Genomic DNA, 25,698 nt, shown 5'->3' with positions numbered 1-25,698 from the left:
GAGGGGGCATGCGCACGGTTGGATATCATTGCCTGGCAGCCGCGCTGCTCGCCGTGCAAGCGGCCGCGCAGACTTTGACCTGTGACACCGCGCCGGTCTGGGTGAGTGGCGCGGAGACAGCGCATCTGCAGCAGACATGCGCGACAGTCGCGCGGATGCAGGAATTGCTTTAAAGCTGCGATCTTCCAGCGCTTCCCGGCCCCATCCGGATCGATATCGTAGACACGCTCGATCCCCACTGCTTTGCCCTGTTTCACTGCGGCGAGGACCGGATCGAAATCCTCGCCCCACCCGAGATGGCGCAGCGCAGGACGCCCCATGGTGCCTTCGGGTTCCTGCCAATCGAGGCGTATTTCGACAGCGTGTTGGTGCATGAGTTGGCCCACGCGCTCTACGACCGGGTGCCGTGCCCGTTTGAAGCCTGCGTGGGGTCCGCGGAATACCTCGCCTACACCCTGCAGATCATGTCGCTGGCTCCGGCAGACCGCCGCGCCTTCGAGTCGCGCGCGGCGATTGAGCGGACGATCGTGGCGGAGGAGGTCAATTCGTTTATCGCCCTGATTGCGCCGGATCGATTTGCGCAAAAGGCGTGGGCGCATCTCAACCAGCAGGGCGACCGGTGCGCCTTTCTGGCTCAAATTGCGCAGGGGGAGATCTACTTCGATTTCGAGGAGCCGTAGCGAGGCTCAACTGCGCGGCGGGCGCGATTTGTAGACGGGCAGGCTCCAGCCGAAGGCCAGCGAGCCCGCGCGCAAGGACCATGTGGCGCCTGCCCCGATGGCCAGCGCCGGAAAGGCCAGCGCGAAGACATCCCGCGCGACCCAGGCCGCCAAGGCCCCTGCGAAGGCTGCGGAGACGTAAAGCTCGCCCTGTTTCAGCACCACCGGCACGTCGCCCACGACCACGTCGCGCATCAGCCCGCCCATGCAGCCGGTGATCATGCCCATCACGATCACCACCGGCGCGGGCTGGCCGAGGTTCAGCGCCACACCCGCCCCTGCGGCCACCGCGATGGCCAGCGCGAAACTGTCGAGCCAGACGAGCGTGCGCAGGCGGCTTTCCAACAGATGCGCAGTGAAGAACACGGTGATCGCGGCCCCGGCGGCCACGGCCAGATAGAGCGGATCGCCGATCCAGAAGATCGGGTTTCGGTCCAACAGCACGTCGCGCACCGTGCCGCCACCAATGGCGGTCAGCGCGGCGATGAAAATGAAACCGATCGGGTCGAGCTGCGCGCGGCTCGCCACCAGCGCGCCGGTCAGCGCGAAAATCAGCACCGAGCCGTAATCAAGCAGCGCGACCCAGCTCACAGCAGCGCCCGCATCTGCGCGAGGGCCGCGTCAAAGGGTGCGGGAAGGTCGGATGGTTCGTCCAGCGCGATCCAGTGAAACTTGAACAAATGTCCGCCATCATCGGCGCAATGGTGCTGCCAGCGTTCCCGAACGGGTGGCGCGATACGGCAGAGCGCGAAGTGCCAACGCTCGCCCGCCACGATCCCGTCGGATTGTCCCAAGGGGATCGCGGCGCGAGTTTCCAGCCCGCTTTCCTCGAACAACTCACGGGCGGCGGCTCGGGTGGGGTCCTCTCCCGCGCGCACGGTCCCTTTGACCAGCTGCAATCCCGCCAAGGGGTGTTCGAACACCGGTACCCGGCGCGGCGCACCGTCGGGGTGCAGGGCAACTGGGCAGGCTTTGTAAATCACGGCTTGAAGGGCGCCATGCCCGCGCGGGCCAGCTCGTCAGCACGCTCGTTTTCCGGGTGGCCCGCATGGCCCTTGACCCATTCCCAGGTCACATCATGGCGGGCGCGGGCCTCGTCGAGACGCTTCCACAGATCAAGATTCTTGATCTCGCCGCCTTTCTTCTTCCATCCTTTCGCCTTCCAGCCGTAGATCCACTTGGTGATCCCGTCTTTGACATAGGCGCTGTCGGTGACGACGGTCAGTTTGGTGGCGCGCTCGAGCGTCTCCAGCGCGGTGATCGCGGCCATCAGCTCCATCCGGTTATTGGTGGTCTCGGCCGCGCCGCCGCTGAGTTCGCGTTCCTTGACGACCGTGTCGCCGTCCCGCGCGATCAGCAGCGCGCCCCAGCCGCCGGGGCCGGGATTGCCCGAACAGGCGCCGTCCGTGTAGGCGAAAAGATCAGCCATCACAAAGCACGATCATGAAAGGCGCCACGACGCCGTCGAGACCGGGCTCCGCCCCGTGACGCGTCGTGCGGGGGCGCAGGCCTGCGGCGTTCAACAGATCATGGAGCTCTGCCTCTTGGTAGTAGCTGTATTTGCGCCCAATCGTGTCGCGAGCCTCGCCCGTGCCGACCTTGAGGCCAATGTGGAAAATGCCGCCTGGCTTCAGCGCGGTGCGCAAGGCCGCGAGATGGCGGGGCATGTCGGCCTTGGGGGCGTGGAGCAGCGAAAAATTGGCCCAGATGCCGTCATAGATATCTGTGCCAGAGATATCGTCGAAGGTCGAAAGCTGCGCATCTACGCCATACGTCTCGCGCGCGATGCGGACCATTTCGGGCGACGCATCTGTCGCGGAGACGGTGAAGCCCGCATCTTGCAGCATGGCCGCCGAATTGCCCGGGCCGCAGCCCAGATCCAGCACATGCCCGCCGGGTTTCGTCGCGGCCATGAAAGCCGCGAGATCGGCATCGGGCAGCCCGCGCGCGAACTTGGTGTAGTCGGTGGCACGGGTGTTGTAGACGTCGATGGTTTCCTTGTCCGTCATGCGAGCAATCCTATGGCAAGGCACGCGGCGACGATGGCGGTCAGAAGCGTGCGCAGCTTCAGCCACCAGTCGGGGGCGAGGCCCCAGAGGCGAAATTGCACGTCGCAGGCAAAGACCAGCAGGAAGCCGATCAGCACGGCGGAGATGGCGCGGTCTTGCCCGCCGCCCACCGTGAAGAACGCCCAGAGCGCGGGCATGGTAGACAGGGAGAAGGCCTTGAATTCGTTGGTTTTCGTGGCAAACCCCCAAAGCACCCCGGACATGAAACACAAGATGACCGTGCCGTAGGAGACCAGGATGAAGCCCGCGTTGAACCGCTGGCCGAGCGCCGAGACGGTGAACTGGTCGATGGCAGGCACAAGCGTGCCAAGCGCCCCCCAGAGGAACGGCAAGAGGCCCGCGAGGCCAAGGTAGAGGGCCGGGCGGGGGATCATGCGCGCTCGAGCGCCAGCTTGCCGGCGAGACCCGCAAAGATCGCGGCGAAGGAGCGGTTGAGCCAAGCCAATACCCGCTCGGAGCCCAGGATCGCGTCCCGCGCGCGGGCAGCGAAAAGGCCGTAGAGTACGAATACGGCGAAGGTCAGCGCCATGAAGACCGCGCCCAGAAGGGTCATTTCGAGTGTGACTGTGGCCGGATTTCCGGACAGGAAGGGGGGCAGCAGGGCGAGGAAGAAGATCGACAGCTTCGGGTTCAGGATGTTGATCAGCGCGCCCCGTCGCGCGATGCGCCAGCCGGGCTTGCCCGTGCGCTCGCCGTCGACGGCGAGCGTGCCGCCGGATTTGAGCATCTGCCAGGCGAGATAGAGCAGGTAGGCGACGCCCGCGAATTTGACGATCTGGAAGAGCAGGGCGGAGGTGTGGAGCACGGCCGCGAGGCCGAGGGTCGCTGCGGCCAGGTGCGGCACGATCCCGAAAGTGCAGCCCAGTGCCGCCCACAAGGCCGCCGCGCGGCCTTGGCCGAGCCCAATAGCGAGCGTGTAGATGACCCCTGTGCCGGGCGCGAGCACGACGACGAGGGCGGTGAGCAGGAATTGGGCGGTGATCATCGGGGTCTCCTTTGCCGCGGACCGTAGCGCGAAACTCCGGGCGGGGGGAAGGCGCATCGATGCGCCTTTGACGCGATTTCGAAATCGCGTCTTACCCCTCGATCAAATGTCCAGCCTCCGCGAGCAGCGTGCGCGCTTTGGGCAGATCGCGGGACTTCACCAGAAGATGCTCGCCGTCGAAAGTGCAGCAGACGAAAACGCCGATGCCATTCTCCGATAATGGCGTGATCAGCGCGGTGACGATGCCCGTGGCATCAAAGGCAAATAGCCCGACCGTGCGCAGGCACGCCCAATCGGGGTCATGTTCGATCCCGTCGGGAATGCGATCGGCAAGGCAGACGAGCGAGAGTTCGTCGCTAGCCCGCGTGATGGAGACGAAGCCCGCGCCATCGGCCCAGGCGGGCAAGGGCGCGTCCGGCACGAGCCGGGCGATGGCGTAGATGCCTGGAACGGTGCGGATCTTTAGCTGGGTCATGGCCCTTTGCTAGCAGGCGCCGGGTGAAACCCTATGGAGTGATTTTGTCGCGGTTTGAGATCGGGCGCATCAGAGTTTTCTGAAAACTCTGATGCAAAGTCTTCATAAGGCTTTGGCCCCGCTCAGGCGGTCTCGCGCAGGACGCGGGGGACCTTGAATTCGACATTCTCGACTGCCGTTTCAACCAGTTCTTCGGTCACGTCGAAACGGGATTTGAATGCGTCGATGACCTCGTTGATCAGCACTTCCGGGGCCGAGGCCCCGGCAGTGATGCCAATGCTGTCGATGCCCTCCAGCGCGCGCCAGTCGATGTCGCGCGCGCGCTGTACCAGCTGCGCGTAGCTGCAGCCTGCCCTGGCTCCCACCTCGACCAAGCGCTTGGAATTGCTGGAGTTTGGCGCGCCGATCACCAGCATGGCTTGAGTCTTGGCGGCCATGGCCTTCACCGCCTCCTGGCGGTTGGTGGTGGCGTAGCAGATGTCTTCCTTGTGAGGCCCGACAATATCGGGGAAGCGCGTCTGCAGGGCAGCGACGATATCGGCGGTGTCATCGACCGACAGGGTCGTCTGGGTGATGAAGGCCAGCTTGGACGGGTCGCGGGGCGTGATCGTTGCCACGTCCTCAGGGGTTTCGACCAGAATGACCTCTCCCGGGGGCAACTGGCCCATGGTGCCGACCGTCTCGGGGTGGCCTTCATGGCCGATCATGACCATTTGCAGCCCGTTGGAATGGTGCCGCTCTGCCTCGATATGGACCTTGGAGACCAGCGGGCAGGTGGCATCGACATAGACCATCTCGCGCTTGGCGGCTTCGGCCGGAACAGCCTTGGGCACCCCATGGGCGGAGAAGATCACCGGGCGATCATCGGGGCACTCATCCAGCTCCTCGACGAAGACCGCGCCTTGGTCGCGCAGGCTGTCTACGACGAACTTGTTGTGCACGATCTCGTGGCGCACATAAACCGGCGCGCCCCACTTCTCGAGCGCCATCTCGACGATCTTGATGGCGCGGTCCACGCCCGCGCAAAAGCCGCGCGGCGCGGCGAGGTAGAGGGTCAGGGGCGGCTTGGTCATAATCTGGTGGCTCCGTGTTGCGGCGGAGGTTAAGCCTTGCCGCAGATGGGGTCCAGAGGGGGTGACGATATGGCCGTTGTGATCAGGGCGATTGAGCCGGGCGACCGGGCGGCGTGGGGCGCGCTTTATGCAGGCTTTGCGGCGTTCTATGAGGTCGAGCAGACCGAGGAGATGCGCGACCGGGTCTGGTCGTGGCTGATGGACCCGGATCACGAGGTGCGGGGTCTGGTCGCGGTGCAGGAGGGCGCGCTGGTGGGGCTGGCCCATGTGCGCGGCTTCGCGCGGCCTTTGGCGGCGGCGACGGGCGGGTTTATGGATGATCTGTTTGTCGCGCCCGAGGCGCGCGGCCTGAATGCGGGCGCGGCTCTGATCCAGGCGATTGACGATCTGGCACAGGCGGAGGGCTGGTCGGTGATCCGCTGGATCACCGCGGATGACAATTACCGGGCGCGGGGGCTGTATGACCGGCTGGCGACGCGCACAATGTGGATCACCTACGACCGGGAGGTCTGAGGCGGGCCTTTAGCTGCGGCGCAAGGACGACCAGAAGAAATTGCCGCACCGCTCCAAGCGCTGCACCTGCCACCCTGTTAGAGCGGCAAGCTCTTCGATCTCATGGGGTTCGGGGTGATACCACGGAAATTCCGCGCCGGTTCTTTCTTCGTAGGACACGCGCAGTTTCATTTCGCCACGACGCCTGCCTGCGGCGAGGTTGTTTTCCTGATATGCGATGTGGCGCGGGTTGTCCGTTTGGCGGATGTCGAGACCCGTCAGGACAAGGTGGCCGCATTCCGGGCTGATCCGACGGAGGTTGCGAAAGAGCGTGGCGCTTCCATCGAAGCTGCCGCCAATTCCGACATTATTGCCGAAGAGGCAGATATTCGTCGGGCGGAAACTGAGATTTGGCGGGTTCCCGGACATGACGTCGAAGACCCCGACATTTTGTAGCCCTCGCTCGCGGCAGACCTGAATTGCCCCTTCGGAGATATCGACGCCATGGGCGTCGAGCCCCTGTGCGGCGAACCACTTCAGATGGCGGCCCGCGCCGCAGCCCACGTCGAGCGTCGGGCCGTCGAGAAGCGCCAAGGCATCGCGTTCGAACGCAAATGGCTCGGGCTCGAAGTACAGGCCGGGGCTGTGCGTGTCTTCCCAGCCGTCGTCACGGGTCAGTTTCAGGGGCGCATCTGACTGCCCTCGGTGGAAAGACAAAAGGGCGTCGCCGAACAGGTCCATAAAGGGACGCTATCCAGCGAGCCTGTCCGTCGCAACGGTCGCAAAACGAAAAACGCCGGAGCGTTGGCCCCGGCGTTTGGTGTCTCAGTCGACTTCTTCGGTCGAGCGTCGCGACTGCGGGGTGAAGCCCGCCTGGTCGTCGCGGGGCGGTCGGCCGATCACATCGCGCAGCTCGTCAAGTTCGATGAAATTGTCGGCCTGTCGGCGCAGCTCATCGGAGATCATCGGCGGGTTGGAGCGGATGGTGGAGACCACCGAGACCCGCACGCCCTTGCGCTGGATCGCCTCGACCAGCGGGCGGAAATCGCCGTCGCCCGAGAAGATCACGATGTGGTCCACATGGGGGGCGAGTTCCATCGCGTCGACGGTCAGCTCGATATCCATGTTGCCCTTCACCTTACGGCGGCCTTCGCGGTCGGTGTACTCCTTGGCAGGCTTGGTCACCATCGTGAAGCCGTTGTAGTGGAGCCAGTCGACCAGCGGGCGAATGGGCGAGTAGTCGTCATTTTCCAGCAGGGCGGTGTAGTAGAACGCGCGCAGCATCTTGCCGCGACGCATGAATTCGTGCCTCAGGAGCTTGTAGTCAATGTCGAAGCCCAGAGACTTGGCAGCGGCGTATAGGTTCGACCCGTCTATGAAAAGCGCCAGCCGTTCGTCTTTGTAAAACATAAAATGTCCTTCCGATATGCGTGCCAGGCCAATAATGATCCCCGGAGTGACGGGCGCAGGCGAGACGCGCTTGGAACTACATAAGGAAAAATACTTATGCGGCAACCCAAGCAAAATCACAAAGGTCTGACAATTGCCTATGTTGCGCTAGGCGGGAACGTCCCGTCAAGCGCCGGACGCCCAGAAAAAACCGTGCAGGCAGCAAAACGCGCCATTCCTTGCGAATCCGTTAACCTATTGGCGGAAAGTCGCCTTTTTCGCACACCGGCCTTCCCGAGCGGCAGCGGGCCCGACTTCGTCAACGCGGTGATCGCGGTTGAGACGGTCCTGTCCGCCGAGGCGCTTCTGGCGCATTTGCATGACGTAGAGGCAAGCTTCGAGCGCACCCGGGATGCGCGCTGGGGCGCCCGCACGGTGGACCTTGATCTGATCGCCTATGGCGCTGCGATTCTTCCCGATCGCATGAGATTTCAGGTGTGGCACGACCTGCCGCTGGACCGGCAGATGACACAGGCCCCCGAGACGCTGATCCTGCCCCATCCGCGCCTGCAGGACCGGGCCTTCGTGCTGATTCCCATGGCCGATATTGACCCCGATTGGCGGCACCCGGTGCTGGGCCAAACCGTGCAGGAGATGCTCGCGGCCCTGCCAGAGGCCGAAAAAGCCCCGGTTTTGCCCCTGTAGCTGCGCGATTGTGGTTGTGCTTGGCGTGTCAAGGGCCTACATGAAGCTCCTGACAAATCCCTGCTATGACTGGAGTCCATTATGGCCCGCGTGACGGTTGAAGACTGCGTTGACAAGGTTCCGAACCGCTTTGATCTGGTGATGCTCGCCTCGCATCGCGCCCGCGAGATCTCTGCCGGCTCCGCGATCACCGTGGATCGTGACAACGACAAGAACCCCGTCGTGTCCCTGCGCGAGATCGCCGACGAGACCCAGACCGCCGACGAGCTGCGCGAGCGCATGATCGAAAGCAACCAGACCCAGATCGAGGTCGACGAGCCGGAAGAAGATGCGATGGCGCTGCTGATGGGCGTCGAGCAGGACAAGCCGGCCGAGGACGACATGTCCGAGGAAAAGCTGCTGCGCGCTTTGATGGAAGCCCAAGAGCAAAAGTAATTTTAGGCGGCGGACCGGTGAATGATTTCCGACAGTGACCTGATTACGCTGGTCCGCGCCTACAATCCCCACACCAACGACACGCTGATCCGCGCGGCCTATGCTTACGGCCAGCAGATGCACGAGGGCCAGACGCGCCACTCGGGCGAGCCGTATTTCACCCATCCCGTGGAAGTCGCCGCCCTGCTGTCCGAGCAGCGGCTGGATGATGCCACGATTATCACCGCCCTGCTGCACGACACGATCGAGGACACCAAATCCACCTACGGTGAGGTCTCGGACCGGTTCGGCGAGGACATCGCTGAGCTGGTCAATGGTGTTACCAAGCTGACCAACCTGGAACTGGCCTCGACCGAGAGCAAGCAGGCGGAGAACTTCCGCAAGCTGTTCATGGCGATGTCGAAGGACCTGCGGGTGATCCTCGTGAAGCTCGCCGACCGCCTGCACAATATGCGCACCATCAAGCATATGAAGCCGGAAAAGCAGGTGCAGAAATCGCGCGAGACGATGGATATCTACGCGCCGCTCGCGGGACGCATGGGTATGCACTGGATGCGCGAAGAGCTGGAGGATTTGGCGTTCCGGGTGCTGAACCCGGAGGCGCGCGCCTCGATCATCCGCCGCTTCATCACGCTGCAAAAAGAGACCGGCAACGTGGTGCCCAAGATTACCGAGGACATCCGCACCGAGATGGAGCGCGCGGGCATCCCGGGCGAGGTCTACGGGCGCGCCAAGAAGCCGTTCTCGATCTGGCGCAAGATGGAAGAGAAGAAACAGGGCTTCTCCCGCCTGTCTGACATCTACGGCTTCCGCGTCATCGTCGACACCGAGGACGAATGCTACCGGATGCTGGGCGTGCTGCACCGCCGCTGGAGCGCGGTGCCCGGCCGCTTCAAGGACTATATCAGCCAGCCCAAATCCAACGGCTACCGCTCGCTGCACACGACCGTGTCGGGCCGCGATGGCAAGCGGGTGGAAATCCAGATCCGCACACGGCAGATGCACGATGTGGCCGAAGCCGGTGTGGCGGCGCATTGGGCCTACCGCGACGGCGAGAGGGTCTCGAACCCGTTTGCGGTCGACCCTTCTGCCTGGGTCACCACGCTGACCGAGCGGCTCGATCAGGGCGACGACAGCGACGAGTTCCTCGAGCATGTGAAGCTCGAGATGTATTCCGACCAGGTGTTTTGCTTCACGCCCAAGGGTGATGTGATCAAGCTGCCGCGCGGGGCGACGCCGCTGGACTACGCCTATGCGATCCACACGCGGATCGGGCACAGCTGCGTGGGCGCCAAGGTCGACGGGCTGCGGGTGCCGTTGTGGACGCGACTGCGCAACGGTCAGTCGGTGGAGATCATCACCGCGGAAGGCCAAAAACCGCAGCCGACCTGGATCGACATCGCGGTGACCGGCCGGGCAAAGTCCGCGATCCGCAAATCCCTGCGCGAAGAGCACCGCGACCGCTACATCAAACTGGGCCGCGAGCTGACCCGGGTGGCGTTCGAGCATATCGGCAAGAAGGCCTCCGACAAGGCGCTCGATATCGCCGCCAAGGAGCTGTCGCTGCAGGACGGCTCGCAGCTGCTGGAATATGTGGGCTCCACCGAGATTTCCGCGCGTGAGGTCATCGCCGCGCTCTACCCCGAGCTGATGGAGAAGGTCACCGGCGACGAGGTTGACGCGGCCCGCCCGGTGGTGGGTCTGCCCGAGGGCGCGCAGGTCAAGCGCGCCGCCTGCTGCCTTGCGGTCCCGGGAGAGCGCATCGTGGGCATCAAGCACCGCGGCGACGGCGTCTATCTGCACGGCATTGCCTGCGACGCGCTGGTGGAATTCGAAGACCAGCCGGAGCGGTGGCTCGACGTGCACTGGCACGCAGGTCGGCACGCCGCCACCAACGCCGTGACGCTGTCGATCACCATCGGAAACAGCTTCGGCGTGCTGGGCCGGATCTGCACGCTGATCGGCGAGCAAAAAGCAAATATCAGTGATCTTCACTTTATTGACAGAAAACCGGACTATTTTCAGCTTTTAGTCGATGTAGATGTGCGAGATGCGGAGCATCTGCATGCTGTCATGACCGCGATCGAAGCCGATAGCGACGTGGCGTCGCTGGAGCGCCACCGTGATCTGAGCCGCAAACCATAGCGCGAGAGCGCCAGAGAGAGGGAGACGAGAGAAGCCGTGTTCAAACGCCGCACGCCAAAGAGCTGGGCCTTGTGGTTCCTGCATCTGGTCTGGCCCCAAGGGGGCTGGGCGCGCGCGGCGCATTATGTCAAGCACCGGGTGCGACGCCTGCCCGACGATCCGGGCCGTATCGCGCGCGGCATCTTTGCGGGCGTCTTCACCACCTTCACGCCCTTCTACGGCTTCCACTTCTTCATCGCGGCGGGGCTGGCCAAGGTGATGCGGGGCAACATTCTGGCCGCGCTCATGTCCACGTTCTTTGGCAACCCGCTGACCTACCTGCCCATCGGGGTGATCTCGCTGAAGACGGGGCATTTCCTGCTGGGCACCGAGTTTGAGGAAGACATGCATATAGGCCACCGCTTCGCGGGCGCGTGGCGCGATCTCAAGCATAATTTCTGGGCGATGTTCAACGAGAACGAGGCCGACTGGCACCGGCTGAGCGACTTCTACGACGAGGTGTTCTTCCCCTACATGATCGGCGGCCTGATCCCTGGCGTGCTGTTCGGGCTCGCGGCCTATGTGCTCAGCCGTCCCCTGATCGCGGCCTACCAGAACCGCCGCCGGGGGCGCATCAAGGCCAAGCTCGACGAGATCAAGCAGCGCAAGGCAGCGGCGAAGGCCGCGAAGCCGCCCAAGCCCGGCAAGGCCGCGCGCGAGCCCAGCGGAAGCTGATCCGCGCGCCGCCCACGAAAGATCGTGGATTGAGCTTGCCGCGTGCGCTCCTATGATCAAGTGCAGATCAACACTGAAGGACGTCCCCCCATGTCTGCAAGCAAGCTGCGCCTTGGCGTCAATATCGACCACGTCGCCACCGTACGCAACGCGCGCGGCGGCGCGTCGCCTGACCCGGTCCGCGCGGCCCTTGCGGCGCAGGAGGCGGGCGCCGATGGCATCACCGCACACCTGCGCGAGGACCGGCGGCACATCCGAGATGCCGACATGGCCGCGCTGAAAGAGGCGATATCCATTCCGCTGAACTTCGAGATGGCCGCAACCGATGAGATGCAGAAAATCGCGCTGGCCACCCGGCCCCATGCCGTCTGCCTTGTGCCCGAGCGCCGCGAGGAGCGCACGACCGAGGGCGGGCTGGAAGTGGCAGGCGATGACACCCGCCTTGCGGACTACATCGCGCCCTTCAAGAAGGCAGGCACCCGGGTGTCGCTGTTCATCGGGCCGGACGCCGCGCAGGTCGAGGCCGCCGCGCGCATCGGTGCGGATATCATCGAGCTGCATACCGGCACCTATTGCGACGCCCATGAGGCCGGCGATTTCGAGCTGCGCGATGCGGAGCTCGAGCGTCTGAAGGCGATGGCGACCCATGCCCACGGGCTGGGGCTGGAGGTCCATGCAGGCCACGGCCTGACCTTTGACAGCGTCTCCCCGATTGCCGCCCTGCCGGAGATGGTCGAGCTTAATATCGGGCATTTCATCATCGGCGAGGCCATTTTCCGCGGTCTTGGGCCCTGCATTCAGGAGATGCGGCGGATGATGGACGAGGCGCGCGCGTGACAGGCGCGCTGCTTGCCTCGCTCGCGGCCTTTCTGGTGGCGGCGGGCTCGCCCGGCCCGGCGACCCTAAGCGCGGCCCACGTGGCGATGGCCCACGGGCGCGCCGCGGGTCTGGCGCACGGAATGGGACTGGCGCTGGGACTGTTCGTCTGGGGCGTCTTGGCGGCCTTCGGGCTTGGCGCTTTCATTATCGGCTTCGCGCCCGCCCTTGTGGCGCTGAAGGTGGCGGGCGGGCTTTTTCTGCTGTGGCTTGCGTGGGGCTGCGGTCGCCGCGCCTTGGGCACTGAGGCCGCGACATCCACCGGGCCGTCGCAGCGCTTCTTCCGGCGCGGGGTGCTGCTGAACCTTGCGAACCCCAAGGCCATTTTCGCGTGGCTGTCGGTGATCGCCGTGGGCATGCCCGAGACCCCGGACCGCATGTTCGTCGTCACCGCAACACTGGCCTGTGGGGCCTTGGGCGTGGCGATCTATGCGGCCATCGCGGTGGGCTTCGCGCGGCCGCGGGTGATGTCGGTATACGCAAGCTGGCGGCGGTGGATCGACGGGGCCTGTGCCGCGCTTTTCGCAGGGGCCGGACTTAAGCTGCTGGCGAGCCGGGCATGATCGCGCATCGCGCCCATGCGCGACGCTGCGATTTGTGCAAAGGTGGGGCCAATAGACACGTACCGCTTGATTTGGAGGCCACATGACCGGTTGGGAATTTGCGCTTTTGCTGGTGGCATGGGCCGTGGGCGGCGCCTCGCCCGGGCCTGCGACGCTGGCGATCGCCGGGACCTCAATGGAGCGCGGCCGCCCGGCGGGCCTTGCCGTTGCGGCGGGGATCGTGTGCGGCTCGGCCTCTTGGGGCGTGGCCGCGGCGCTGGGCATGAGCGCGCTGATGCTGGCCAATGCGTGGTTGGTGGAGCTGCTGCGCTACGTGGGCGCGGCCTACCTGATTTATCTGGGCGCAAAGGCGATCCGGTCGTCGATGACGGACAAGCCGCTCGCCCGCGTTCAGGCCAAGCGCGGCGACCTGCGCGCGCTTTATGTGAAAGGCTTGCTGCTGCACCTGACGAACCCCAAGGCGATCTTTGGCTGGGGCGCGATCTTTGCGATTGCGGTGCCGCCCGGATCTGATCCGGCGGTGATCTGGGAAAGCTTTGCCGCGCTTTTGGCCGTCTCGAACATCGTGTTCTTCGGCTATGCCCTTCTGTTCTCCACCGGTGCGTTCGTGCGCGGCTACCAAAGGATGCGGCGCTGGTTCGAGCTGGGCTTTGGCGTGATGTTCGGCTTTGCCGGTTTCAAGATTTTAACAACGAGGTTGGGATGAAGGAATTTTTGGTGGTTATGGCGCTGATGGCGTCCCCCGTGGCGGCGCAAGAGGTGCGCGACTGCGACGAGCTGGCCAGCGTCGCCGCCGTGTCCGAGCCGTGGGAGGCGCAGACGCGCACCTTTGCGGGCAACCGGGTGCGGCTGGTGGTAATCGACACGCTGGAGCCCGCGGCAGCGGCCTTTCAGCTGGTGGTGCTGTCACCGCCCTTTGACGAGCTGGGCGCGCGGCAGTGCAAGATGGTGGGCTCCAGCGGGACGCTGGGGTTTGGCGGCATGACGCTGGAAGGGCTGACCAGCGCCTACGACCCGGCCCGTGGGCTGACCTGGGGCGTGACGGTGCAGTCCTATGACCCGGCCACGGGCGGCTTCAGGGCGCAGGTTCTGGACGTCACGCTGAACCAATCCACCGGGGCCATCACGGCGGCGCTTCGGTGATCCTGGGGATCGGCACGGATCTGGCCAATATCGAGCGGATCGAAGGCACGCTTGCGCGGTTCGGCGACCGCTTCCGCAACCGGGTCTTCACCGAGGTCGAGCAGCGCAAGGCGGAGCGGCGCAAGGATGTGGCCGGGACCTATGCCAAGCGCTGGGCCGCGAAAGAGGCCTGCTCCAAGGCGCTGGGCACCGGTCTGCGCATGGGTATTTCGTGGAAGGACATGGCCGTCAGCAACCTGTCCACCGGTCAGCCGGTGATGAAAGTGACAGGTTGGGCGGCGGAGCGGCTGCGCGAGATGACGCCCGAAGGACACGAGGCCGTGATCCATGTCACGCTGACTGACGATCACCCTTGGGCACAAGCCTTTGTCGTGATCGAGGCGCGCCCCAGTGACGCCGAGCCCCGCTTGACACCACCCCCCAGCCCTCGCATGTAGGCGGCGACCCTGACGCTTGGAGTGCCCCATGGCCCGCACCAAAGAAAAGCAGCCCGAGACCATCGGCGAGACCATCAAGACGGTGATCTACGCGCTGCTGATCGCGGGCGTTTTCCGCTCGCTGTTCTTCCAGCCGTTCTGGATCCCGTCGGGCTCCATGAAGGACACGCTGCTGGTGGGCGACTTCCTGTTCGTCAACAAGATGGCCTATGGCTATTCCAAGTATTCCTGCCCCTTTGGCATCTGCCCGATTCCGGACCGCATTCTGGCCCGCACGCCCGAGCGGGGCGATGTGGTGGTGTTCCGCCACCCGGTCTCGGGTCAGGACTACATCAAGCGGCTGATTGGCCTGCCGGGTGACACGGTGCAGATGAAAAACGGCGTGCTGTTCCTCAACGGCCAGCCGCAAAAGCAAGTACCGACCGCGCCTTTCGTCGAGACCTATGAGGCCCAAGGCTCTGTCGGGGGCTTCCCGGCCTGCTCCAACGGCGCCGTGGGGCTTGGCGGCGAGTGCGAGAAAGAGCGCGCCATCGAGACGCTGGAAGGCGGCGTGAGCCACGCGATCCTGAACATCCGCGACGGGCTAGGGGCCGACAACACTCCCGAGTTCAGCGTGCCGGAGGGCCATTTCTTCTTCATGGGTGACAACCGCGACAACTCCATCGACTCGCGCTACCCGCAGGCGGGCGGTGGCGTCGGCATGGTGCCGTTTGCCAACCTTCTGGGCCGCGCGGACCGGGTGATCTTCTCGTCGGCGGGGCGGCGGATGCTGTATTTCTGGACCTGGCGCGGTGACCGGTTCTTCAAGAAGATCTAGGCGATGAAACTGTCGGCGGAGCTTCGCGACTTCAGCGCCCGGATCGGGCATGACTTTGCCGACCCGGAGCTTCTGATCCGCGCGCTGACCCATGGCTCGATCTCGTCGGCCACGCGGCCCGACAATCAGCGGTTGGAGTTCCTCGGCGACCGGGTGCTGGGGCTGGTGATGGCCGAGGCGCTGCTGGAGGCCGATCCGCAGGCCGCCGAAGGCGTCCTTGCCCCGCGCTACAATGCGCTGGTGCGCAAGGAGACCTGCGCGGCGGTGGCCCGCGAGATTGATCTGGGCGCCGTGCTGAAGCTTGGCAAATCCGAGATGGTGTCGGGCGGGCGGCGCAAGGAAGCGCTGCTGGGCGACGGGATGGAGGCGCTGATCGCCGCCGTCTACCGCGACGGCGGGTTCGAGGCTGCCAAGGCGCTGATCCTGCGGCTGTGGGGCACCCGCGTGCAGACGGTCGAGGCCGATGCGCGCGATCCCAAGACCGCGCTGCAGGAGTTCGTGCAGGCCCGCGGCGAGCCCACGCCGCGCTACGAGATCGTCAAACGGGATGGCCCGGACCACGCACCGCGGTTTACCATTGCGGTGGTGCTGGCCTCGGGCGAACGGGCCGAGGCGGAAGCCGGCGCCAAGCGCCAGGCAGAACAGGCAGCCGCCAAGGCGCTGCTGGAAAGGTTGGAGACATGAGCGACGACACCCGCGCGGGCTTCATCGCGCTGATCGGCGAGCCCAATGCGGGCAAGTCGACGCTGCTGAACCGCATGGTGGGCGCGAAAGTGTCCATCGTGACCCACAAGGTACAGACCACCCGTGCCCGCATCCGCGGCGTGGCAATGGAAGGGCGCTCGCAGCTCGTCTTCGTGGACACGCCGGGGCTGTTCAAGCCGCGCCGCAGGCTCGACCGCGCGATGGTCGCCGCCGCGTGGTCCGGCGCGTCGGATGCCGACATCGTCGTGCTGCTGGTCGAGGCGCATCGGGGCATCACCGAAGGGGTCTCCGCGATCCTCGAAGGTCTGGCGGAGCGGACCGGCGGCGCGCCTGTGGCGCTGGCGATCAACAAGATCGACCGGGTGAAATCCGACGTGCTGCTTGGGCTGACGAAGGAGCTGAATGAGGCGTTCGATTTCGTCGAGACCTTCATGATCTCCGCCGAGAAGGGCCACGGCGTCGATGCCCTGCGCGGTTGGCTGGCGGGCGAGGTGCCGGAGGGCCCGTGGCTTTACCCCGAGGACCAGTTGGCCGATGCGCCGATGCGCCAAATCGCGGCCGAGATCACCCGCGAGAAGCTGACCCTGCGGCTGCACCAAGAGCTGCCGTATCAAATGACGGTCGAGACCGAGAACTGGGAAGAACAGAAAGACGGCTCCGCCCGGATCGATCAGATAATCTACGTGATCCGGGACGGCCATAAGGGCATCGTGCTGGGCAACAAGGGCGAGACGATCAAGGGCGTGGGCAAGGCCGCGCGCGAGGAGCTGATGGAGTTCCTCGGGCGCAAGGTGCATTTGTTCTTGCAGGTGAAAGTGCGGCCGGGCTGGCTGGAAGAAAGCGAGCGGTATTCCGAGATGGGGCTCGATTTTAAGGACGGGAATGGCTGAGCTGTCCCGGCAAAAGTGGGGCCCGGTTTTGCGGTTCGGGACAGCGGAATAATGGCTGAGCGCCTTACCAGTGACTTCTGGGTGTCCGCCTATCTGACGCGGCTGCGGCTGCATGACATTCCCGCCTTCATCACCGCCAAGGGCGACAAGACCGCGGGGGCGGTGCTGGTCAAGCTGAACACGCTGGACGGGCAGGCCGTGTGCTACCAGCGCTCGTTTGATCTGATGTCGGGCGAGCGGGCCTGGGTCGTGCTGGCCGAGGGGGACGAGCCAGCGGTGGACGCCTCGATCGCCAAGCAGCGCAGCTTTGATCGGGATCTGTGGGTCATCGAGGTCGAGGATCGCGCGGGGCGGCATCTGCTGGATCAAGAGGGGCTGGCGTGATCGAGTGGCGCAGCGACGGGGTGCTTCTGTCCGCGCGCCGCCACGGCGAAAATGCCGCGATCATCGATGTGCTGACCCGCGACCATGGCCGCCATGCGGGCGTGGTACGCGGCGGCGCGTCGCGCAAGATGGCCCCGATCCTGCAACCGGGCGCACAGCTGGACGTTTCGTGGCGCGCGCGGCTCGACGCGCATCTTGGGGCCTTTACCGTGGAGCCGATCAAGTCGCGTGCTGCCGCGGTGATGGACGACCGAAAAGCGCTCGCGGGGCTCAACGCGCTCTGCGGCTTGTTGCAGTTTGCACTGGGTGAGCGCGACCCGCACCCGGAGCTATATGACCGCTCGCTTCTGGTTTTTGATCTGCTGGGGGAGACCGACGCGTGGCAGCTGGCCTATGTGCAATGGGAGCTGGCGCTCTTGGAAGAGCTGGGCTTTGGCCTTGATCTGGAAAGCTGCGCGGTCACCGGATCGATGCAAGAGCTGATCTATGTCTCGCCCCGTACAGGGCGCGCGGTGTCTCGGCAGGGGGCCGGAGAGTGGGCCGACCGGCTGCTGGCATTGCCCGCATGCTTGCGCGGCGTGGGGGACGGGCGTCTCGACGACGTGCCCGCGGCGCTGGCCACGACCGGGCATTTTCTGCAGACCTGGATGGCGCCGCAGCTTGGCAATAAGCCGTTGCCCGCGTCACGCGACAGGCTGGTGCAGGCTCTGAGTGCGGGCGGCGGGCCGTGAGTATTTTTGCCAAAACGAAGCCAGAAGCGCGGCGCTTCAGTTCGCTGTAAAGACCATCTGCCCGCCATCGGGATTTGACAGGATCAGGGTCGTGCCCGCGACCTCTGCCAAGGTCATGTTTGCCAGCGCTTTGAAATAGGCCTGCTCGGCCGCGAGCGCTGGGCAGGCGCGCTTCGTGCTGCCGATAGGGCCGATTTCGAACCACGGGTACGGCACAGTTTGGGTGGCGAAGAAGCGATTGCACGGCCCGTCGCCCGCGATGCGGCCCTCTTCCGGGAAAGTGAGCGTCGCGCGGGCGGGGAAGGATGCCTCGTCGATGCTTTGCAGCAGCCAGATGGTTTCGGTGCCCGCATAGCCGGAGACCGTTTCATCCTTGCAATAGCCAAGCAAACTCAGGGTGATAAGGCAGATCAGACGCATGCGTCCACTGTGCGGCGAGAGCCGAAATGGCGCAAGGGGGAACGCCAGCGACCCGGGCGGCGTTGAACCACGAATCGCCCCACAGGAGAAATGCCCGATGAAAGATATGAGCCAAGACGCCGTCATCCAGACAATTGACCCGACCGACGGGAGCCCCTTGCAGGAGTATCCCCTGATGGAGACCGACGCCGCCATCGCGGGGGTCGAAGCGTGCCACAAGGCCTTCGAGACATGGCGCCACGAGACCCCGGCCAAGCGCGCCGAGATCATCCGCGCCATCGGTCAGGCGCTGCGTGACCACGAGGACGAGCTGTCGGAACTGATGACCCGCGAGATGGGCAAGCTGCGCAGCCAGTCACGCACGGAGCTGCAACTATGCGCCGCGATTTGCGACTATACCGCCGATAACGGCCCCGACGAGCTCAAGACAGAGGAACGTCCCTACGAGGGCGGCGTGAAAGGCCACGTCGCCTACCGCCCCATCGGAGTGATCTACGGTATCCAGCCTTGGAACTTCCCGATCTACCAGGTCGTGCGCTATTCGATCGCGAACCTTATGGCGGGCAACGGCGTTCTGCTGAAACATGCCGAAAGTGTCACCGGCTGCGGGCTGCGGCTGGAGGAGCTGTACCGCGAGGCGGGGCTGCCCGCCGATCTGTTCAAGGTTCTGGTGATCGACCACGACCAGTCCGACAAGGTGCTGGAACATGACGCGGTGCGCGGCGTTACCCTGACCGGCAGCCCCGGCGCGGGCAAGATCATCGGCAAAAAGGCGGGCGCGGTGCTGAAGAAAACCGTGCTCGAGCTGGGATCGAACGACGCCTATATCGTGCTTGAGGACGCGGATCTGGAACAAGCCGTCAAGCAATGCGTCATCGGGCGCACGTTCAACAACGGCCAGACCTGTGTGGCCGCCAAGCGCTTCGTGGTGGTCGACGCCGTATTCGACGCCTTCAAGGAGCAATTTGTCGCCGCCATGAAAGACATGGAGATGGTCGACCCGATGGAGTCCGAGCAGGGTCTTGGGCCGATGGCCCGCGAGGACCTGCGCGATGAGCTTCACAGTCAAGTGCAGGAGAGCATCGAGAATGGCGCGAGCCTTCTTTGTGGCGGCGAGATCCCGGACCGAGATGGCTGGTGGTACCCCGCCACGGTGCTTGGCGATGTCGCCCCCGGTCAGCCCGCCTATGATGACGAACTGTTTGGCCCCGCTGCCGCCCTGATCCGGGCCAAGGACGAAGAGGACGCGATGCGGATCGCCAATGACAGCCGGTTTGGCCTTGGCGGCGCGATCTTCTCGAAGGATCTGGATCGCGCCCGTCATTTGGCGGAGATGCATTTTGACACCGGAATGGTGTTCATCAACGGGTTCAGCGCCGCCTCACCTAACATGCCGTTTGGCGGGGTGAAGAACTCCGGCTATGGGCGTGAGCACGGTGGCTTCGGCATGAAAGAATTCGTCAACGTGAAGGCGATTACCATTCTCAACGAATAAAACCCTCAAAGGGACGGTGGGTCCATCCGCCGTCCCTTTTCTTGTGGCCCCCTTCAGACGAGGCCGTTGTCCACGAGATACGCGGCGGTCTCCCGGATCGATGTTTCCGGGTCGCGGAAGTCCATGCCAAGCACCTCGCGGGACAGGCGGGTGGAGAATTTCGGGCATCGCCCCAGCTCCGGCACGATGGATTTGATCGATTTGTCGAACAGCGCAAGCCCGCGCATCACCACATCCGGGGCGACCCGCGTGGCAATCTTGCGGTCGGGATAGGCGTCGACCAGCGTCTGGGCGATGTCCCGAAACCAGATCGAGTCCGCGACCGCGATCAGCCGCTTGCCAACGCTCTCGGGGGCCGTCAGCGCATCGACATGCATCTTCGCCACATCGCGCACGTCAACAACACTGAACCCCATGTTCGGCAGCATCGGATCGCTGCCCTTCAGCAGACGCTCGACGATCTTGATGGAGGTCCCGAAATGGGCGTCCAGCGGCGGGCCGATGATCAGACCGGGGTTGATCGTGGTGAGTTGCAGCTCGGGATGCTCGCCCGCGAAGTCCCACGCGGCCTGCTCGGCGAGGGTTTTGGACTTCGCGTAGGGGCTGGCTGTGGGGTGGGTGAGATCGCTCCAGTCGGTCTCGTCGAAATGCCCGCGCGCGGGCGTCACCGCTTGTCCGATGGCCACCACCGATGATGTCAGCACGACGCGCGTGACGCCTGCGTCCCGCGCCGCCGTCAACGCGCGCCGGGTGCCGTCGATGGCGGGACGGATCAGGTCTTCCTCATCCTTTGGCTGGGACATCGGGAAGGGCGACGCGGTGTGGATCAACGCGTCAGCGCCGGACACAGCATCCGCCCAGCCGTCATCGCGGGTCAGGTCAAGCGCAGTGACGCTGAGATTGTCTATAGTACCGGGCGTCTGGAGATGCGGGCCAAGCGCCGCGCGCAGCTCTGCCTCGCGCTCTGGCGCGCGGGTGGACCCGATGACGGTGTGCCCCGCGTCCAGCAGTTGCAGGACGACATGCTTGGCGACGTAGCCGGTGGCCCCCGTGACGAAGACGGTCTGTGGCATGGGGCAGCTCCTGCGTAAACGATCACACAGCCTACGCAGAGAACCGCTTTGGGATCAATCGAGCAGGCGGCGGGCGATGACCTGGGCCTGAATCTCCGCGGCACCCTCAAAGATGTTGAGAATGCGCGCGTCACACAGGATGCGGCTGACTTTGTACTCCAGCGCGAAGCCGTTGCCGCCATGGATCTGCAGAGCGTTGTCGGCCGAGGCCCACGCGACGCGTGCGCCGAGCAGCTTGGCCATGCCGGCCTCCAGATCGCAGCGACGGTCATTGTCCTTCTCGTGGGCCGAGAAGTAGGTCAGCTGGCGGGCAATTGTGGTTTCCACCGCCATCATCGCGAGCTTGCCGGAGACGCGGGGGAAGTTGATCAGCGCCTTGCCGAACTGCTTGCGGTCGAGCGCGTATTGCATGGCCACGTCGATGGCCGATTGCGCGACGCCCACGGCGCGGGCCGCGGTCTGGATGCGGGCGGACTCGAAGGTTTGCATCAGCTGCTTGAAGCCCTGACCCTCGGCCCCGCCAAGCAGGTTCTCGCCCTTAACGTGGAAGTCATCAAACGCCAGCTCGTATTCCTTCATGCCGCGATAACCCAGCACCTCGATCTCGCCGCCGGTCATGCCGGGGGTGGGGAAGGGGTTGTCGTCTGTGCCGGGGGTCTTCTCGGCGATGAACATGGACAGGCCCTTGTAGTTCGTCGTCTCGGGGTCGGTCCGGGCCAGCAGGGTCATGATTTGCGTGCGGGTGGCGTGGGTGATCCAGGTCTTGTTGCCGGTCACCTTGTAGTCGTCGCCGTCTTTAACGGCGCGGGTGCGCAAGCTGCCAAGATCGGAGCCTGTATTCGGCTCGGTGAACACGGCCGTGGGCAGGGTTTCTGCGGAGGCGAGCTGCGGCAGCCATTTCTGCTTCTGCTCCTCGGTGCCGCCGCACAGGATCAGCTCTGCCGCGATCTCGGATCGGGTGCCGAGGGAGCCGACGCCGATATAGCCGCGCGATAGTTCCTCTGAGACAACACACATGGAGGCCTTGGAGAGGCCGAAGCCGCCGTATTCCTCTGGGATGGTCAGGCCGAAGACGCCCAGCTCGGCCATCTCTTCGATGATCTCCATCGGGATCAGCTCGTCCTTGAGATGCCAGTCATGGGCGTAGGGCTCGACCTTGTCGATGGAGAAGCGGCGGAACTGTTCGCGGATCATCTCCAGCTCGTCGTCGAGGCCGGAGGCCCCGATGATGATCTCGGCGGAGCGTTCCTGCATCAGCTCGACTAGCCGCGTGCGGGCGGCCTGGGTGTTGCCGGACTGGGTCAGGGTCATGATCTCGGGCGACATCATGGCACGCTGATCGTCCTGGGTCAGGCCGATATCTTGCAGGCGCAGAATTTCACCCTGGGACATCGGAATGCCGCCGTAGAGCTGCCAAAGATACTCGCCAAAGGCGATCTGGTGGATCAGCTGCTCGACCTCGGAGAACTTGCCTGCGGCGGTCAGGTTCTCGGCCCATTTCTGCATCTGGGTCAGCGATTGGGCATAGGTGGCGAGCCATGCAAGGCCGTGGGCGGCGGTCTGGTTCTGTTCGATCAGGGCGCCGGAAATGCGTCCGTTTTCAGTGACTTGCGCGCGCACGGCCTCGCGGGCCTTGTCCAGCAGCGCATCGACCGGCGGCAGGGCCGCGGCGGTCAGGGTCAGCAGGTTCGGCAGTACCGCGGAAGTCGTCGTCTCGAGGGTCATATCCTGTCCGTCATGGGGCATGGCTCGAATCCTTTATAACAGCTTGTGACCGGGATAATCCTTTTGCAGGTGCAGCGCAACTTTCATGCGTGAATATATCCACGATTGTACGAAAATGTCGCGGCGTAATTTCTGGATGCGCAGGGATCGCGCGCAATATAGGCAGTTTGCATGGATACGCTTCTGACCTTGATGCCGCCGGAATATCTCGCGCTCGCCCTCGGGATCGGGCTGGTTTCGGGCTTTGTGAAAGGGGTCGTCGGCTTCGCGATGCCCACGATCTTCATCTCGGGGCTGTCGAGCTTCCTGTCGCCGGAACTGGCGCTGGCGGGGCTGATCCTGCCGACGCTGGTCACAAACGGGATGCAGGCGCTGCGCCAAGGCATCCGCGCCGCATGGCAGTCGATGCAGCGGTTCTGGCTGTTTCTCAGTGTGGGGGCGATCTTCCTGATCGGCAGCGCGCAACTGGTCAGCTACGTGCCGAGCTACGTCTTGTACCTCATTATCGGCGTGCCCGTGGTCGTCTTCACCGCGGTACAGCTGCTGGGCTGGCAGCCGCGCCTGTCGCCCGCAAACCGCGTGGCGGAGCTGCTGGTGGGCATCATCGCGGGCTTCATCGGTGGCCTGTCTGGCATCTGGGGGCCGCAGACGGTGCTGTTCCTGACCGCGCGCGGCACGCCCAAGCAAGAGCAGATGCGCGTGCAGGGCGTCGTGTTCGGGCTGGGCGCGCTGTTGCTGACCATGGCGCATCTGAAATCGGGGCTCCTGAACGCGCAGACCTTGCCGTTCTCGGGCCTTTTGATCGTGCCCGCAGTTGTGGGCATCTGGCTGGGCTTTCGGGTGCAGGACCGGATTGATCAACGGGTGTTCCGGCTGGTGACCAACTGGGTGCTGCTGCTGGCGGGGCTGAACCTGATCCGGCGCGGGCTGCTAGGATAGCAGCGCCGGATCGCGGCAGACGCCCTTGAGATGTGGCACGGTGTCGGGGTCGACCACATTGAAATCGACGGCGAAGAGGAGCGCGCTGCCATAACGCGCCTCGAAGGACCAGCGCCCGGGCACCATCTCGAAGTCGTGCTCGAAGAGAAAGAAATTCAGGTTCGAGGCGTTGTGGATCACGTCGCTGACCCAGCTTTCCCGCGTCACATCCGTGCCGGGGTAAGGCGGGTGGGTCACCGTGACCTCGACCCCGATCATGTCGCCGTCGGGCAGCGCATTGACGTCCACGCCGAAGCCCACGCCCTTGATCAGCGGGATCGTCTGGGTGGTGAACTCCACCTTCTGCCACGCCTCCCGCTGGGTGATATGACCCAGATGGGTGCCAGGAGCAGGCAGTTTGCGTGCGGGACCCGCAGGGCAGACAAGGCCGAAATCCAGATCGGTGACGCGGCCACGGTCCACAAAGACCTCAGGCGCCGCGTCGGAGAGACGTTGCGCCTGAGCTGGGGTCCAGAGACCCAAGATGAGAATGGAGAGAGCCGCGGCGGCGCGGATCATCCGATCGCGGCCGCTTTCACATCCGCATCGATATAGGGCAGGTACTGCTCGAAATTGTCCGAGAACATCTCGACCAATTTGGCGGCCTGCGCGTCGTAGGCCTCCTTGTCGGCCCAGGTGCGGCGCGGATCGAGCAGCACGTCGGCCACCCCGTCGCAGGACACCGGAACCTCGAAGCCGAAATTCTCGTCGATGCGGAAGTCACCCTTGGACAGCGAGCCATTGAGCGCCGCGGTCAGCAGCGACCGGGTCGCCTTGATGGGCATCCGTGAGCCGGTGCCATAGGCGCCACCGGTCCAGCCGGTGTTGACCAGCCAGCAATCGGAGCCGTGCTGCGCGATCTTTTCCTGCAAGAGCTTGCCGTAAACCTCTGGGCGGCGCGGCATGAAGGGCGCACCAAAGCAGGTGGAGAATGTGGGCTGCGGCTCTGTCACGCCCCGCTCGGTGCCCGCCACCTTGGAGGTGAAGCCCGACAGGAAGTGATACATCGCCTGCGCGGGTGTCAGCCGCGCGATGGGGGGCAGCACACCGAAGGCGTCGCAGGTCAGCATGATTACATTCTTGGGATGCCCGCCGAGCGCCGTGTCGGACGCGTTGGAGATATAGTGCAGCGGATAGGCGCAGCGCATGTTGGGCGTCAGGCTGTCATCTTCGAAATCGAGATCCTTGGTGTCCTTGTCGTAGACCATGTTCTCGATCACGGTGCCGAACTTCTCGGTCGTGGCGTAGATCTCTGGCTCCGCCTCGGGCGAGAGGGAGATGGTCTTGGCGTAGCAGCCACCCTCGAAGTTGAAGATGCCGCGATCCGACCAGCCATGCTCATCGTCACCGATGAGCGTGCGACCGGGATCGGCGCTGAGCGTGGTCTTACCGGTGCCCGACAGGCCGAAGAACACGGCCGCATCGGCCGGGTTGCCATGGGCGTGGTTGGCCGAGCAGTGCATCGGCATGATGCCTTTCTCGGGCAGCATGTAGTTCAGAAGAGAGAAGACCGACTTCTTGTTCTCGCCCGCATAGGCGGTGCCCGCGATCAGGATCAGCTTTGCGTCCATGTTCAGCGCGATCACCGTCTCGGACCGGCAGCCATGCTTGGCCGGATCCGCGTGGAAGCTTGGGCAGTTGATGATGGTGAACTCCGGCACAAAGCTTGCAAGCTCTTGGGCTTCGGGGCGGCGTAGCAGGTGGCGGATGAACAGCCCGTGCCAGGCCAGCTCTGTGACCACGCGCACGTCAAGCCGTTGGCTTTGATCGGCACCGCCGAACAGGTCCTGCACGAAGTAATCACCGCCCTTCATGTGCTCCAGCATGTCGGCGTGGAGCTGGTCGAAGGACGCGGGCTCCATCGGCGCGTTGTTGTCCCACCAGATGCTGTCCTCGACCGACGCGGTGCGGACCACGAACTTGTCCTTGGGCGAGCGACCGGTGTGCTTGCCGGTGGTCACAAGGAAAGAGCCGCCCTTGCCAAGGCTGCCTTCGTCGCGCTTGAGCGCCTCTTCGATCAGGGCGGGCTCAAGATAGTTGTAATAGACGCCTCCAAGACCGCTAATGCCTTGCTTCTCCAGTGTATGCGCTGGGTTGACGCGTCCATGTTCCATGATTTTGCTCCTCCGGCGGGGCGAGTTTTTGCCCTGCGAGTGATGGTGCCAGGGGCTCTTGCCCATCCGGCGCGGCCCTCCCGAGCCATGGCGCAACTATACCATGCGGCAGATGCGAAGGAACCGGTTGCAAGCGGGCTGATAGC

At 64.5% G+C, this 25,698-nt stretch carries 34 protein-coding genes; 19 read left to right on the top strand and 15 right to left on the bottom strand.

The features are described 5' to 3' along the window. Positions 1 to 8 precede the first annotated feature (8 nt). Complete coding sequence (locus C8N43_RS19605) at positions 9 to 173, top strand: hypothetical protein (RefSeq protein ID WP_158269957.1); 165 nt, start codon at positions 9 to 11, stop codon at positions 171 to 173. Positions 174 to 296: 123 nt separating this feature from the next. After that, the gene (locus C8N43_RS09835) at positions 297 to 680 is read left to right on the top strand and encodes a hypothetical protein (RefSeq protein WP_107845426.1); all 384 of its coding nucleotides are present in this window, start codon (positions 297 to 299) and stop codon (positions 678 to 680) included. Positions 681 to 686: 6 nt separating this feature from the next. Here C8N43_RS09835 and C8N43_RS09830 read toward each other — a convergent pair whose 3' ends face one another. From C8N43_RS09830 to ispH, 8 genes are all read right to left on the bottom strand, one after another. Then, a complete protein-coding gene (locus C8N43_RS09830) occupies positions 687 to 1,310 on the bottom strand; it encodes a trimeric intracellular cation channel family protein (protein ID WP_107845425.1) in 624 nt (207 codons plus the stop codon). Next, entirely contained in the window at positions 1,307 to 1,702 is a 396-nt protein-coding gene (locus C8N43_RS09825; protein WP_107845424.1) for an NUDIX hydrolase, read from the bottom strand. The genes C8N43_RS09830 and C8N43_RS09825 overlap by 4 nt, the downstream gene beginning before the upstream one ends. Continuing rightward, on the bottom strand, positions 1,699 to 2,148 hold the full coding sequence (rnhA, locus tag C8N43_RS09820; protein WP_107845423.1) for a ribonuclease HI: 450 nt from the start codon (positions 2,146 to 2,148) through the stop codon (positions 1,699 to 1,701). The genes C8N43_RS09825 and rnhA overlap by 4 nt, the downstream gene beginning before the upstream one ends. Further along, a complete protein-coding gene (locus tag C8N43_RS09815) occupies positions 2,141 to 2,728 on the bottom strand; it encodes a class I SAM-dependent methyltransferase (RefSeq protein WP_107845422.1) in 588 nt (195 codons plus the stop codon). The genes rnhA and C8N43_RS09815 overlap by 8 nt, the downstream gene beginning before the upstream one ends. Further along, a complete protein-coding gene (locus tag C8N43_RS09810) occupies positions 2,725 to 3,162 on the bottom strand; it encodes a DUF3429 domain-containing protein (protein ID WP_107845421.1) in 438 nt (145 codons plus the stop codon). The genes C8N43_RS09815 and C8N43_RS09810 overlap by 4 nt, the downstream gene beginning before the upstream one ends. Next, positions 3,159 to 3,773: a LysE family translocator gene (locus tag C8N43_RS09805; RefSeq protein ID WP_107845420.1), complete on the bottom strand. Its 615-nt coding sequence runs from the start codon at positions 3,771 to 3,773 to the stop codon at positions 3,159 to 3,161. The genes C8N43_RS09810 and C8N43_RS09805 overlap by 4 nt, the downstream gene beginning before the upstream one ends. Before the next feature lie 91 nt (positions 3,774 to 3,864). After that, positions 3,865 to 4,248 (bottom strand): ACT domain-containing protein, encoded by a 384-nt coding sequence (locus C8N43_RS09800; RefSeq protein WP_107845419.1) that lies wholly within the window; start codon positions 4,246 to 4,248, stop codon positions 3,865 to 3,867. Between the two features lie 122 nt (positions 4,249 to 4,370). Then, on the bottom strand, positions 4,371 to 5,321 hold the full coding sequence (ispH, locus tag C8N43_RS09795; protein ID WP_107845418.1) for a 4-hydroxy-3-methylbut-2-enyl diphosphate reductase: 951 nt from the start codon (positions 5,319 to 5,321) through the stop codon (positions 4,371 to 4,373). Between the two features lie 69 nt (positions 5,322 to 5,390). Here ispH and C8N43_RS09790 point away from each other — a divergent pair, with 69 nt between their 5' ends. Beyond that, on the top strand, positions 5,391 to 5,834 hold the full coding sequence (locus C8N43_RS09790) for a GNAT family N-acetyltransferase (RefSeq protein WP_107845417.1): 444 nt from the start codon (positions 5,391 to 5,393) through the stop codon (positions 5,832 to 5,834). A 9-nt stretch (positions 5,835 to 5,843) separates the two neighbouring features. On the opposite strand, the gene C8N43_RS09785 is transcribed toward C8N43_RS09790, so the two are convergent. Beyond that, positions 5,844 to 6,554, bottom strand: a complete 711-nt coding sequence (locus C8N43_RS09785; protein ID WP_107845416.1) for a class I SAM-dependent methyltransferase — start codon at positions 6,552 to 6,554, stop codon at positions 5,844 to 5,846. Between the two features lie 84 nt (positions 6,555 to 6,638). Then, positions 6,639 to 7,223 carry a LabA-like NYN domain-containing protein gene (locus tag C8N43_RS09780; protein ID WP_107845415.1) on the bottom strand — a complete coding sequence of 195 codons (585 nt, stop codon included), beginning with the start codon at positions 7,221 to 7,223 and terminating at the stop codon, positions 6,639 to 6,641. A 96-nt stretch (positions 7,224 to 7,319) separates the two neighbouring features. Between C8N43_RS09780 and folK the strand changes: the two genes are divergently transcribed. The 14 genes from folK to recO all read left to right on the top strand — a co-directional run bounded on the left by folK (position 7,320) and on the right by recO (position 17,747). Beyond that, positions 7,320 to 7,907: a 2-amino-4-hydroxy-6-hydroxymethyldihydropteridine diphosphokinase gene (gene folK, locus C8N43_RS09775; protein WP_107845414.1), complete on the top strand. Its 588-nt coding sequence runs from the start codon at positions 7,320 to 7,322 to the stop codon at positions 7,905 to 7,907. An 81-nt stretch (positions 7,908 to 7,988) separates the two neighbouring features. Continuing rightward, positions 7,989 to 8,342 carry a DNA-directed RNA polymerase subunit omega gene (gene rpoZ, locus C8N43_RS09770; protein ID WP_107845413.1) on the top strand — a complete coding sequence of 118 codons (354 nt, stop codon included), beginning with the start codon at positions 7,989 to 7,991 and terminating at the stop codon, positions 8,340 to 8,342. A gap of 21 nt (positions 8,343 to 8,363) precedes the next feature. Then, positions 8,364 to 10,487, top strand: coding sequence for a RelA/SpoT family protein (locus C8N43_RS09765; protein WP_107845412.1), 2,124 nt, complete (start codon positions 8,364 to 8,366; stop codon positions 10,485 to 10,487). 36 nt (positions 10,488 to 10,523) lie between these two features. After that, positions 10,524 to 11,201 (top strand): DUF2062 domain-containing protein, encoded by a 678-nt coding sequence (locus C8N43_RS09760; RefSeq protein WP_107845411.1) that lies wholly within the window; start codon positions 10,524 to 10,526, stop codon positions 11,199 to 11,201. 90 nt (positions 11,202 to 11,291) lie between these two features. Continuing rightward, positions 11,292 to 12,038 carry a pyridoxine 5'-phosphate synthase gene (locus tag C8N43_RS09755; RefSeq protein ID WP_107845410.1) on the top strand — a complete coding sequence of 249 codons (747 nt, stop codon included), beginning with the start codon at positions 11,292 to 11,294 and terminating at the stop codon, positions 12,036 to 12,038. Next, positions 12,035 to 12,640, top strand: coding sequence for a LysE family translocator (locus C8N43_RS09750; RefSeq protein ID WP_107845409.1), 606 nt, complete (start codon positions 12,035 to 12,037; stop codon positions 12,638 to 12,640). Before C8N43_RS09755 ends, C8N43_RS09750 begins: the two co-directional genes overlap by 4 nt. A gap of 82 nt (positions 12,641 to 12,722) precedes the next feature. Beyond that, on the top strand, positions 12,723 to 13,346 hold the full coding sequence (locus C8N43_RS09745) for a LysE family translocator (RefSeq protein WP_107845408.1): 624 nt from the start codon (positions 12,723 to 12,725) through the stop codon (positions 13,344 to 13,346). Beyond that, the gene (locus C8N43_RS09740; protein WP_107845407.1) at positions 13,343 to 13,783 is read left to right on the top strand and encodes a hypothetical protein; all 441 of its coding nucleotides are present in this window, start codon (positions 13,343 to 13,345) and stop codon (positions 13,781 to 13,783) included. The genes C8N43_RS09745 and C8N43_RS09740 overlap by 4 nt, the downstream gene beginning before the upstream one ends. Next, positions 13,780 to 14,220: a holo-ACP synthase gene (gene acpS, locus C8N43_RS09735; protein ID WP_107845406.1), complete on the top strand. Its 441-nt coding sequence runs from the start codon at positions 13,780 to 13,782 to the stop codon at positions 14,218 to 14,220. Before C8N43_RS09740 ends, acpS begins: the two co-directional genes overlap by 4 nt. Positions 14,221 to 14,248: 28 nt before the next feature. Further along, positions 14,249 to 15,037 (top strand): signal peptidase I, encoded by a 789-nt coding sequence (lepB, locus tag C8N43_RS09730; protein ID WP_107845405.1) that lies wholly within the window; start codon positions 14,249 to 14,251, stop codon positions 15,035 to 15,037. A gap of 3 nt (positions 15,038 to 15,040) precedes the next feature. After that, positions 15,041 to 15,721 carry a ribonuclease III gene (rnc, locus tag C8N43_RS09725; RefSeq protein ID WP_107845404.1) on the top strand — a complete coding sequence of 227 codons (681 nt, stop codon included), beginning with the start codon at positions 15,041 to 15,043 and terminating at the stop codon, positions 15,719 to 15,721. Next, positions 15,718 to 16,632: a GTPase Era gene (era, locus tag C8N43_RS09720; protein ID WP_107845403.1), complete on the top strand. Its 915-nt coding sequence runs from the start codon at positions 15,718 to 15,720 to the stop codon at positions 16,630 to 16,632. Before rnc ends, era begins: the two co-directional genes overlap by 4 nt. 51 nt (positions 16,633 to 16,683) lie before the next feature. Beyond that, positions 16,684 to 17,016 carry a DUF1491 family protein gene (locus tag C8N43_RS09715; RefSeq protein WP_107845402.1) on the top strand — a complete coding sequence of 111 codons (333 nt, stop codon included), beginning with the start codon at positions 16,684 to 16,686 and terminating at the stop codon, positions 17,014 to 17,016. Next, positions 17,016 to 17,747, top strand: coding sequence for a DNA repair protein RecO (gene recO, locus C8N43_RS09710; protein ID WP_107846317.1), 732 nt, complete (start codon positions 17,016 to 17,018; stop codon positions 17,745 to 17,747). The genes C8N43_RS09715 and recO overlap by 1 nt, the downstream gene beginning before the upstream one ends. A gap of 36 nt (positions 17,748 to 17,783) precedes the next feature. Here the strand turns inward: recO and C8N43_RS09705 are convergent, their stop codons facing one another. Beyond that, entirely contained in the window at positions 17,784 to 18,167 is a 384-nt protein-coding gene (locus tag C8N43_RS09705; RefSeq protein WP_107845401.1) for an META domain-containing protein, read from the bottom strand. 97 nt (positions 18,168 to 18,264) lie between these two features. Here C8N43_RS09705 and C8N43_RS09700 point away from each other — a divergent pair, with 97 nt between their 5' ends. Further along, the gene (locus tag C8N43_RS09700; RefSeq protein ID WP_425437056.1) at positions 18,265 to 19,662 is read left to right on the top strand and encodes an NAD-dependent succinate-semialdehyde dehydrogenase; all 1,398 of its coding nucleotides are present in this window, start codon (positions 18,265 to 18,267) and stop codon (positions 19,660 to 19,662) included. Positions 19,663 to 19,715: 53 nt separating this feature from the next. Here C8N43_RS09700 and C8N43_RS09695 read toward each other — a convergent pair whose 3' ends face one another. After that, positions 19,716 to 20,735, bottom strand: coding sequence for an SDR family oxidoreductase (locus C8N43_RS09695; protein WP_107845400.1), 1,020 nt, complete (start codon positions 20,733 to 20,735; stop codon positions 19,716 to 19,718). A 54-nt stretch (positions 20,736 to 20,789) separates the two neighbouring features. After that, complete coding sequence (locus tag C8N43_RS09690; protein ID WP_107845399.1) at positions 20,790 to 22,481, bottom strand: acyl-CoA dehydrogenase family protein; 1,692 nt, start codon at positions 22,479 to 22,481, stop codon at positions 20,790 to 20,792. Positions 22,482 to 22,631: 150 nt separating this feature from the next. On the opposite strand from C8N43_RS09690, the gene C8N43_RS09685 reads away from it, so the two are divergent. Then, a complete protein-coding gene (locus tag C8N43_RS09685; protein WP_107845398.1) occupies positions 22,632 to 23,399 on the top strand; it encodes a sulfite exporter TauE/SafE family protein in 768 nt (255 codons plus the stop codon). On the opposite strand, the gene C8N43_RS09680 is transcribed toward C8N43_RS09685, so the two are convergent. Beyond that, complete coding sequence (locus C8N43_RS09680; RefSeq protein ID WP_107845397.1) at positions 23,391 to 23,957, bottom strand: DUF3859 domain-containing protein; 567 nt, start codon at positions 23,955 to 23,957, stop codon at positions 23,391 to 23,393. The genes C8N43_RS09685 and C8N43_RS09680 overlap by 9 nt on opposite strands. After that, entirely contained in the window at positions 23,954 to 25,552 is a 1,599-nt protein-coding gene (locus C8N43_RS09675) for a phosphoenolpyruvate carboxykinase (RefSeq protein ID WP_107845396.1), read from the bottom strand. The genes C8N43_RS09680 and C8N43_RS09675 overlap by 4 nt, the downstream gene beginning before the upstream one ends. Between the last annotated feature and the right edge of the window lie 146 nt (positions 25,553 to 25,698).

This window comes from Litoreibacter ponti (assembly GCF_003054285.1).
GTDB lineage: Bacteria > Pseudomonadota > Alphaproteobacteria > Rhodobacterales > Rhodobacteraceae > Litoreibacter > Litoreibacter ponti.
This window is presented reverse-complemented; position numbering and strand designations above follow the sequence as displayed.